The following is a 9838-nucleotide window of genomic DNA, read 5'->3' on the forward strand; positions in this document are numbered from 1 at the left end:
CTCGACGCTCACCCTCTCGGGTAGAGCGCGGGTTCCTTCTCGCGGGTCAAGGTAAATTCACCTTAAAACTTCCCCGAATCTAACTCACCAATTTTCCTTGACATCGCCGTCTCGATCGCGTCCTTATAATCCCTATTGTACGGAACGCTCGAGTTCCCCGAGACGGCGATCGCCACTACACCGACATCGGTAACGCCAGACTCGCCTTCGTCAACGCCGGAACGATACACTCGCTCGCTAACTTGCCCCCATACAAGTTTCGCGCCACCGGACCCACCTGTAAAGCCGTCCAAGCCCCCATTAAAAAGAGTTCGCAGTTCCCCCAACGCAGGCGATCGCTCAACACCGGAAGTCCCCCCACCACGGGAACCGGATGAGTTTCCCACATCGCCGCGAACAGCGGATTTTGGCGGATGTCAAAGTGGGTTCCTGTCGCCAACCACAAGCGATCGAACCGTTGCGACGAAAGCGTTTTACCCGATTGCGCCGCCTCAACGCGCCATCCTGCCTCTGTCCAAGCTGCCGTTGCGATTTGGCAATTTTCCACAAACTCCACCTTTCCCTGTCGTGCCAGTTGCCGCAATTTCAATAAAATTGCCGGAGTTAGAGACCCGCCATTTCTCGCCGATCGCACCATCGCCGCGCGTTTGTCCCAATCCCGTTCCGCGTGAAACCCCTTCAAATACTTCGGCCCCAACCAACCCGGATCGGCGTCGAACAACTTCCCGTAAAACTCCCGTCGCGCCACCATCGTCACCGTCGCACCTCGTTTCACCGCACCGATCGCCAAATGTCCGCTGGTGAGTCCGCTTCCCACGATGAGAACGCGACGCTGTTGTAAGTGCAATCGCCGCAAATCAATGTGGTTGGAATGCTGTAAAGCGTCTGGGGGGTGCAGTGGCGGAAGAGACTTCACCCAATCAGGAAAGTTTGGGAGTCCCTCACCCGTCGCCAAAACCACCCGTCGCGCCAGACAAGTCGAACCCTCCGCCGATTCCAGGCGAAATCGACGAGTTCCCCGATACTTCGCCGGTTCGATGTGGGTGATGCGCCTGGGAATAACGCGATCGCTCAATTCCCAACGCCGAACGACATCCTCGCAAAACTCCTCAAATAGCCGAGTTCCCGGTAAATCGTAGGGGGGAAACAGTTCCCTCGAACGCGAAGTTGCAAAACGCCGCAACGCATAGGGATCGGGATCGGGATGGTGAACCGCAGGCGATCGCAAATGGGGAATCTCTAAAGCCGCGAACTGCTGTTTCCAACGCTGCATCCAGGTTCCCGCCGGATCGAAAATCGCCAGGCGATCGCGCAGCGACTTCTTTTTCTGCAAAAGATGCGTCACCAGCGTTAACGCTTGAGGGCCCGCACCCACCACCGCCACATCCACGGCGTTCGGAAACCGATCTGACAAATTTCTCACCACAGCTTCAGTTACAGGACAACTTATGTATAATAAGAATCATTCTCACATTTGGCGAGAGTCGCCAACCCAAACGGCTCTCCCCTCGTTGTCCTGGCTGTTGAAAACCGACGATCTAGGTCTAAGATGAGCGATCGCACCGCCTCTCAACCCCCAACCTTAGAGCTTCCCAAACAGGGAATGCCGGTTACAATCATTACGGGATTTCTCGGCAGTGGAAAAACAACGCTGCTCAACCATATTCTGAACAATCGTCAAAACTTAAAAGTCGCAATTCTCGTCAACGAGTTCGGCGATATTGATATTGACAGCCAATTGCTGGTATCCATGGAAGAAGATATGGTGCAACTCAGCAACGGCTGCATTTGCTGCACGATTAACGAAGGGTTAGTCGATGCGGTCTACAATGTTTTAGAGCGGCAAAACAAGCTAGATTACTTAATTGTCGAAACCACAGGAATCGCCGATCCCCTTCCCATCATGTTGACGTTTGTGGGGACAGAGTTACGGTACTTCACCCGTCTCGATTCCGTTTTAACAACTGTCGATGCAGAGAATTTCAACGAAAAATACTATACCAGCGAAGCGGCGACCAAGCAGTTAATCTATAGCGATGTCATCTTGCTCAATAAAACCGATTTAGTCGATTCGCAGCGATTGAACGACGTCGAAGCGAAGATTGGAGAGATGAAAGAAGACGCGAGAATTCTTCGCTGTGAGTATGGAAACGTTCCGCTTCCCCTCATTCTCGATGTGGGGTACAACAATCCTAGTGAGTACCATGACGAACACCATCACGAACACCATCACCACGAAGAACACCATCACCACGAACACCACCATCATTCCCATCACTTAGAAAACGACGGATTTGTTTCGATATCTTTTCAGAGCGATCGCCCATTTTTAATCGAAAAATTTCAAGACTTTCTCTGCCAACTCCCGCCAGAAGTCTTCCGAGCCAAGGGGATTCTCTGGTTTCAAGAAAGCCAGCAGAAACATATTTTTCAACTGAGTGGAAAACGCTGCGTTCTCGATGTAACGGAGTGGGAAAACAATCCGCCCAAAAATCAACTCGTGTTTATCGGTCGAGATCTCGATCGAGATCGCCTTCACGAATCGCTTAAAAACTGCCTTGCGGCTCCAGAAAAACTCGAGTTTAAACTAAATCAAAAATAAGGTTATTTTTCTAAGTTGCATAAAGATCGGATCGAAATTTAGTTTTAGCCAATTTTAGTGTTTTTTTGACCTACAAAAACCACAAATCTTTCAGCCTAAAAACTGAATATATCGAGATTTTACACAAGATAAATACCCATCGCTTCTTTGATGTTGGTTTTATCTCCTGATGTCAAAAAACGGTTTCTCATCGCCCAGCGAATACTATGACCTCACAATTTTCATCTGAATTCTTGCCCTCTGAAGCTGCGATCGCCAACATTCCCGAAGCCACCCGAACCCAAGTTTCCACCGAAGAAATGGAACGAGCGGTTCGCACCTTGCTCGTAGGACTCGGTGAAGATCCCGATCGCGAAGGACTGCGAGACACCCCGAAGCGCGTCGTCAAAGCCCTAAAATTTCTCACCCAGGGCTACAACCAATCTCTCGACGAACTGCTCAACGGCGCCGTCTTCCACGAAGACACCGATGAAATGGTACTCGTGCGCGACATCGACATCTTCAGTTCCTGCGAACACCACATTCTGCCGATTATCGGTCGCGTTCACGTCGCCTACATTCCCAACGGTCGTGTCATCGGACTGTCCAAAATCGCCCGAATTTGCGAAATGTACGCCCGTCGCCTGCAAGTCCAAGAACGCCTCACCAACCGTATCGCCGAAGCCATCGAATCCATCCTCAAACCCCAAGGCGTCGCCGTCGTCGTCGAAGCCACCCATATGTGCATGGTGATGCGCGGGGTGCAGAAGCCCGGTTCTTGGACGGTGAGTAGTGCCATGCGCGGCGCATTTGCCGAAGACGTTCGTACCCGCCAGGAGTTCATGAGTCTCATTCGTCACACGCCCGCCTTCCATTAAATCTCATGGTTTCCCAGCGCGATCGCGCTGGGCGAAGATCGCGCTTTTCTTTTCCTGCTCGCCTTGGTATCCGTTCCCATGTCCGAACCTTCTACATGGCTCGTTATTGGTCCCTCCGGGGCCGGAAAAACCCGTTGGATTGCCCAACAACTCCAGCAAAATCTCGAAGCCTCCCCCGTCTATTTCCACCTCGGCGGTGGGTCTTTCCCCCTCGATGCCACGTTGCTCTCGAGTCAGTTTCCCAACCTCACGGTTCTGGAAGACGATCGCGCCGCCACCGCTCTCGTCGAATACCAAGCGGCGGGATGTCCGATCTACATCGAAGTTGGCTTTCACATCGCCCTGCAATCCTTGCAACTGCCCCTAAATCCCCTGCACAGCGTGGCGATCGCCCCTCCGACGCCCCAACCGAGTCAATGGTCGAACTGGGCTGACGAGACCGTGACTGGCCTAGAAATGCCCTGGGACACCCTGTCCGAATTGCAACGACTGTTGCTGACCTCTGAAGTGCTAGATCCGGCGAGTTTGGATGTTTTTTGGCAAGAACTCACCCTCGGGGCTTACGGCGACGTCAAACGGGCCAAAGGAATCTTTAACCTGGCAGACGGACGTGTCTTTACTTTTCAATACGTCGAGCGATCGGGTGAAGGCGATCGCTCCGAATATACCGAGTTGAACCGACCGCGCACTCTAGACGGACGACCGCAACAGTTTAGCGGTCTCGAAATTGTAGGGAACCACCTCGATCGCGCTGCCCTCACCGAAACCTTACAGGACAGTTGCCTCTCCGATGCCACCCTCAGCCAATATCAGGCGTATCTGAAAACTGAAACCCAACCCCTCCAGGAGGTTTCTCGATGAAATTCGCTGTCTTGTCTTGCATCCACGGTAACTTAGAAGCCTTCGAGACCGTGTTGAAAGATATCGATCGCCAACATTGCGATCGCATCGTCTGTCTGGGCGATTTAGTGGGCTACGGTCCCTATCCCAACGAAGTGGTCGATCGCGTGCGATCGTTGAATATCCCCACCGTTCAAGGCTGCTGGGACGAAGACATCGTTGAAGGACTCAACGCTTGCGAATGTAGCTATCCCTCCCAACTCGCAGAACGGCGAGGATTGCAAGCACACCAATGGACGAACGAGGTCGTCCGTCCCGACGTGCGGGAATACCTCGGACAGTTACCCCTAACTTGGCGAGAGGGGAATTTAAGCTTCGTTCACGGCAGTCCCAACAGCCAACACGAGTATCTGATGCCGCAACTCGACAGTTTCATCGCCCTCGAACGGGTGCTGTCTGCCGAAGCCGACGTGTTGTTTTGCGGCCATACCCATGTCCCTTACGTGCGATCGCTCGAAGATGGATCGATCGCCCTGCGCGTCAGCGGACCAGACGCGATTTCCCAACCCGAACGACAGCTTACGACTTCCCTCAAACGCATTATCAACGCGGGTTCCGTCGGCGAGCCGCGCCACGGTCGCCCCAACGCTACCTACGTCATTTACGACACCGAAACCGAAAATGCCGACCTGCGAGAAGTTCCCTACGACTACCGCAAAACCTGCGCGGCGATCGTGGAAAACGGCTTACCGAAAATCTTTGCTTGGCGACTGTCCCGAGGTTGGGAATTTGCCGAACGCGCCGACGATCCCACCCATCTTTGTCAGCGGTAAACCCGCGATCGCACCCTTTCACAGCCACTACCCTTAAACGCAAGCGAAAACTATCGTGATTTGGACCACTGCAAACCACTGGGCGATTTTGAGCGGAGTTGAAGGCAACCTCGCCGCCTACGAAGCCGTTTTGAAAGACATTCGCCGCCAGCGTATCCCCGTAGACACACTTTATATTTTGGGTGATGTGGTGGGATTACATCCCGACTGCGAGGCGTTAGTCGAACGGTTGCGATCGCCCAAAGCTGGGGAACCCGTCCCGCAAATTTGTACGGGATGGTGGGAAGAGCAATATTTCAACCTGCACGGCGTTGGTGGCGATCCTGAAGCCCAAGCCTTGCGGGAGACTTACGGCGACGACGTTCTCGAAAAACTCTGGAACAATCTTTCACGAGAGAGCGTTGAATGGCTGCGATCGCTCGACTTTGGCTTTTTGGAACTCGACTGTCTCCTCATTCACGGTAGCACCGTCAGTCCGAGCGACGAACTCACCCCCAACACCCCACCCACCATTCTGCTCGATCGCCTACTCCGCGCCCAAGCCAACCAGCTCTTTTGCGGGCGTTCCGGCTTAGCCTTTGAATGTCATCTCGAATCCGGTGCGATCGGTTCCCAAGTCACTACCTTAGACGGCGATATTCCCCCCGTTTCCCAAACTCTAACTCCTCGTAAAGTCATCGGTGTTGGTAGTCTGTCGCGCGATCTCGATCGGGCTACCTATACCCTGTATTTGCCGCACACCAACCGCCTACAATTCCGTACCGTCGCGCCAACCCGAACTCCAGTGGCGCGAGGCTTTGGCTAGGCGATCGCGTCACGGCAGCCCTTAACCCTTCACCTCATTCAAGTCAAGACTTCTCCATATCTTTCAAGACAAAAGGGGCGATCGCTCGTTAGCGTAAAGATATACAATCCCCACACCCTAGCGGTCATCACCCATCGCACCGTAGGATCGTTAAGATTCATTACCGCGATTGACTACCATAAATAAACCGCTGTCGTTAGAGAAGAACAAGGAGAGAAACAGCGCAATGTTAGAAGCGTATCGCCAACATGCCGCCGAACGGGAAGCCCTGGGCATTCCCCCCCTTCCCCTCACCGCCGAACAAACCTCCGAACTGTGCGAACTCCTCAAAAACCCGCCAGACGAGGAAAAAGAATTCCTGCTGATGCTTCTACGCGACCGCGTTCCCCCCGGCGTAGACGAAGCCGCCTACGTCAAAGCCGGATTCCTCACCGGAATCGCCAAAGGAGAAATCCAATGTCCCCTCATCTCCAAACAAGGCGCAGTCTCCCTTCTCGGGACAATGGTCGGCGGCTATAACGTCCAATCCCTCGTCGAACTGCTCAAATCCAGCGACAGCAACCTCGCCGCCGCCGCTGCAACCGCCCTCAGCACCACCCTGCTGGTGTTCGACGCCTTCAACGACGTACTAGCACTCTCCGACACCAACCCCTACGCCAAACAAGTCGTAGACGCCTGGGCCAACGCCGCCTGGTTCCTCGACAAACCCAAAGTACCCGAAGCCGTCACCGTCACCGTCTTCAAAGTTCCCGGCGAAACCAACACCGACGACCTTTCCCCCGCCCCCCACGCCACCACCCGCCCCGACATTCCCCTCCACGCCCTCTCCATGCTGGAGTCGAGAATGCCAGAAGGCCTAGACACCATCGCCGAACTCAAAAAACAAGGGCATCCCCTAGCCTACGTCGGCGACGTAGTGGGAACCGGGTCGTCTCGGAAATCCGCCATGAACTCCCTGCTGTGGCACATCGGACACGATATCCCCTACGTTCCCAACAAACGTTCCGGCGGCTTCATCCTCGGCGGTAGCATCGCCCCCATCTTCTTCAACACCGGGGAAGACTCCGGCGCCTTCCCCATCGAATGCGACGTCACCAAGATGGAAACCGGGGATGTCATCACCATCCATCCCTACAAAGGCGAAATCACCAAAGACGGTGAAGTCATCGCCACCTTCACCCTGAAGCCCAACACCATCCTCGACGAAGTTCGCGCAGGCGGCCGCATTCCCCTACTCATCGGACGCAGCCTCACCGACAAAACCCGCGAAGCCCTGGGACTCGAAATTAGCACCCTCTTCGCCCGTCCCGAACTCCCCGAAGAAACCGGCAAAGGCTTCACCCTGGCTCAGAAAATGGTGGGGAAAGCCTGCGGACTTCCCGGCGTGCGCCCCGGAACCTCTTGCGAACCGGTCATGACCACCGTCGGTTCCCAAGACACCACCGGCCCCATGACCCGCGACGAACTCAAAGAACTCGCCTGTCTCGGGTTCTCCGCCGACTTGACCTTACAAACCTTCTGTCACACCGCCGCCTATCCCAAACCGGTGGATGTCAAAACCCACAAACAGCTTCCCGACTTCTTCTCCACCCGTGGCGGCGTCGCCTTGCGTCCCGGCGATGGCATCATCCACTCCTGGCTGAACCGGATGCTGCTCCCCGACACCGTGGGAACTGGCGGCGACTCTCACACCCGCTTCCCCCTGGGCATTTCCTTCCCGGCGGGTTCCGGTTTGGTGGCCTTTGCCGCAGCATTAGGCGTGATGCCCTTGGATATGCCGGAATCGGTGTTGGTGCGTTTCACGGGTGAGTTGCAACCCGGCGTCACCCTGCGGGACATCGTCAACGCCATCCCCTGGGTTGCTATTCAAGAAGGCAAACTCACCGTTGGGAAAGAGAACAAGAAAAATCTCTTCGCCGGACGGATTATGGAAATGGAAGGACTGCCCGATTTGAAAGTCGAGCAAGCCTTTGAATTGACGGACGCCACCGCAGAGCGGTCTTGTTCCGGTTGCACCATTAAATTAGGAACGGAAACCGTTTCCGAATATCTGCGTTCCAACATCGTGTTGTTGAAAAACATGGTGGCTCGGGGCTATCAAGACGCGCGGACGTTACTGCGTCGCGTCGCCAAAATGGAAGAATGGCTGGCGAATCCGGAATTGATGTCGGCCGACGACGATGCGGAATACGCCGATGTCATTGAGGTGAATCTCAACGAGGTTAAAGAGCCGATTGTGGCGGCTCCCAACGACCCCGACAACGTGAAATTGATGTCTGAATGTGCCGGAGACAAAATCGATGAAGTCTTTATCGGTTCTTGTATGACGAACATCGGTCACTATCGCGCGGCGGCGAAGGTTCTCGAAGGTGCTGGCCCGGTGAAAGGTCGCCTGTGGATTTGTCCGCCGACGCGCATGGATGAGAAGCAGTTGCGCGAGGAAGGGGTTTACGGCGTGTTTGCGGCGGCCGGTGCGCGGACGGAAATGCCGGGATGTTCGCTGTGCATGGGGAACCAGGCGCGGGTAGAAGACGAAGCCACGGTGTTCTCGACTTCGACGCGGAATTTCAACAACCGCATGGGTAAAGGTGCGCGAGTGTATCTGGGTTCTGCGGAATTGGCGGCGGTTTGTGCGTTGCTGGGTCGCATTCCCACGGTTGAGGAGTATCTGGAGATTGTGAAGGAGAAAATCGACCCGTTTGCGGGTGAGTTGTACCGCTATCTCAACTTCAATGAAATTGAAGGGTTTGAGGATGAGGGTCGCGTGATTCCCATTGAGGAAATGCCGAAGATTGAGGATATTTTGGGCATTCCTGCCGGGGCGAAGTAAGCGTCTGAAGCGTTAATTGGGTGGGGTGGGCGATCGCGCCTGCCCCGCCCTAAACTGGAAACAGCGATGCCCGCCAAAGATGCTTATCGCGACGCGGTTAAAAACACATTGATAAAGGACGGGTGGACGATTATGTTCGACCCGTATTTTATTAGGTATGCTGAGGTCAGGCTGGTGGCAGACTTAGCTGGTGAGAAGTCGATCGCGGCGGCAAAAGAAAACCGCCAGATTGTAATTGAAGTCAAAAGCTTTCTCGGTCGTTCTCCGATGCGTGAATTTGAGACGGCACTGGGTCAATATTTCATTTATTTTGTCAATGCCAAAAACGAGAAGATTTATCTTGAGGAAGATTGGACAGAGGAGGGAATTGCCACAGAGTTATTAAGAGAGGGAGTGCCGAAGGAGGATATCGTTTTGGCATTTCACGAACCAAAAACTCGCAAAGTGAAAGATGTCTCGTTTGATGAAGATTTGAGGACAGAAGGGATGTTGCGGGGCGCTCCTGTTCCGGTGTCTATGAATCGAAACTGTTGAAGGATTCATGGATTTTAAGGGTTTTCTAGATATACAGTAGATATACGGTAATTTTCTGTGTTTAGCGTGATAATTTGGGTTTCAGCGATTTCAGTTAAATTTGGGTCTCCGCAAAACGAGGTGATAATAAAAACTTATCAAATAAAGCAAGATAGAAAGCGCATTCGCATATTTTCAAAATTCATAAAGCCATAAGCTTGACGCTTTATCAGTTTAAGACGATTATTAATACCCTCCATCACACCGTTGGTTGTTCGGCTCAAGAAATAATTACATATTGTGTTAAGATGATTGCGAATTGTCTTGACAGCATCACTATAGATACTCTGTGCTTTAGATAACCATTCTTTAAGTTTATTTTGGCTCTTCGCCGTTTAGGGTGACAGAAAAACTGACTTCACGAGATTTCAGGGGTTTTGGCTCTCGATTCTCCAGGTATTTGTATTTTGCTATACATTTTCCCCCGCAAACGGCGGAGACCCTTTATTTTTTCCGCTCTCTGGGTTTTGAGTTGTTTCATAGATTTCTCTAAAGTTC

General features: G+C 53.3%; 8 protein-coding genes and 1 pseudogene. 7 read left to right on the plus strand and 2 right to left on the minus strand.

The genetic code is table 11. The features are described 5' to 3' along the window. Positions 1-175: 175 nt before the first annotated feature. Complete coding sequence (locus ACP5D4_RS19570; protein WP_428013294.1) at positions 176-1414, minus strand: FAD/NAD(P)-binding protein; 1239 nt, start codon at positions 1412-1414, stop codon at positions 176-178. Between the two features lie 135 nt (positions 1415-1549). On the opposite strand from ACP5D4_RS19570, the gene ACP5D4_RS19575 reads away from it, so the two are divergent. The 7 genes from ACP5D4_RS19575 to ACP5D4_RS19605 all read left to right on the plus strand — a co-directional run bounded on the left by ACP5D4_RS19575 (position 1550) and on the right by ACP5D4_RS19605 (position 9301). Next, the gene (locus tag ACP5D4_RS19575) at positions 1550-2602 is read left to right on the plus strand and encodes a CobW family GTP-binding protein (RefSeq protein ID WP_428013295.1); all 1053 of its coding nucleotides are present in this window, start codon (positions 1550-1552) and stop codon (positions 2600-2602) included. A 206-nt stretch (positions 2603-2808) separates the two neighbouring features. Continuing rightward, positions 2809-3459 carry a GTP cyclohydrolase I FolE gene (folE, locus tag ACP5D4_RS19580; protein WP_428013296.1) on the plus strand — a complete coding sequence of 217 codons (651 nt, stop codon included), beginning with the start codon at positions 2809-2811 and terminating at the stop codon, positions 3457-3459. Positions 3460-3537: 78 nt separating this feature from the next. Further along, positions 3538-4320: a GTP-binding protein gene (locus ACP5D4_RS19585; protein WP_428013297.1), complete on the plus strand. Its 783-nt coding sequence runs from the start codon at positions 3538-3540 to the stop codon at positions 4318-4320. Then, on the plus strand, positions 4317-5132 hold the full coding sequence (locus ACP5D4_RS19590; RefSeq protein WP_428013298.1) for a metallophosphoesterase family protein: 816 nt from the start codon (positions 4317-4319) through the stop codon (positions 5130-5132). Before ACP5D4_RS19585 ends, ACP5D4_RS19590 begins: the two co-directional genes overlap by 4 nt. Positions 5133-5187: 55 nt before the next feature. After that, positions 5188-5937, plus strand: coding sequence for a metallophosphoesterase family protein (locus ACP5D4_RS19595; protein ID WP_428013299.1), 750 nt, complete (start codon positions 5188-5190; stop codon positions 5935-5937). Positions 5938-6163: 226 nt separating this feature from the next. Further along, positions 6164-8767, plus strand: a complete 2604-nt coding sequence (gene acnB / locus ACP5D4_RS19600) for a bifunctional aconitate hydratase 2/2-methylisocitrate dehydratase (RefSeq protein ID WP_428013300.1) — start codon at positions 6164-6166, stop codon at positions 8765-8767. A gap of 66 nt (positions 8768-8833) precedes the next feature. Beyond that, positions 8834-9301, plus strand: coding sequence for an element excision factor XisH family protein (locus ACP5D4_RS19605; RefSeq protein ID WP_428013301.1), 468 nt, complete (start codon positions 8834-8836; stop codon positions 9299-9301). Positions 9302-9438: 137 nt separating this feature from the next. On the opposite strand, the pseudogene ACP5D4_RS19610 reads toward ACP5D4_RS19605, so the two are convergent. Further along, a pseudogene (locus ACP5D4_RS19610) lies at positions 9439-9654 on the minus strand (transposase); the annotation flags it as partial. Positions 9655-9838 lie beyond the last annotated feature (184 nt).

This window comes from Baaleninema sp. (assembly GCF_049974805.1).
Classification (GTDB): domain Bacteria; phylum Cyanobacteriota; class Cyanobacteriia; order Cyanobacteriales; family Geitlerinemataceae; genus Baaleninema.

Bases quoted from the DNA above. Each gene is read 5' to 3' on its own strand.
- ACP5D4_RS19575 (WP_428013295.1), top strand. From the start codon at position 1,550: ATGAGCGATCGCACCGCCTCTCAACCCCCAACCTTAGAGCTTCCCAAA.
- folE (WP_428013296.1), top strand. From the start codon at position 2,809: ATGACCTCACAATTTTCATCTGAATTCTTGCCCTCTGAAGCTGCGATC.
- ACP5D4_RS19585 (WP_428013297.1), top strand. From the start codon at position 3,538: ATGTCCGAACCTTCTACATGGCTCGTTATTGGTCCCTCCGGGGCCGGA.
- ACP5D4_RS19590 (WP_428013298.1), top strand. From the start codon at position 4,317: ATGAAATTCGCTGTCTTGTCTTGCATCCACGGTAACTTAGAAGCCTTC.
- acnB (WP_428013300.1), top strand. From the start codon at position 6,164: ATGTTAGAAGCGTATCGCCAACATGCCGCCGAACGGGAAGCCCTGGGC.
- ACP5D4_RS19605 (WP_428013301.1), top strand. From the start codon at position 8,834: ATGCCCGCCAAAGATGCTTATCGCGACGCGGTTAAAAACACATTGATA.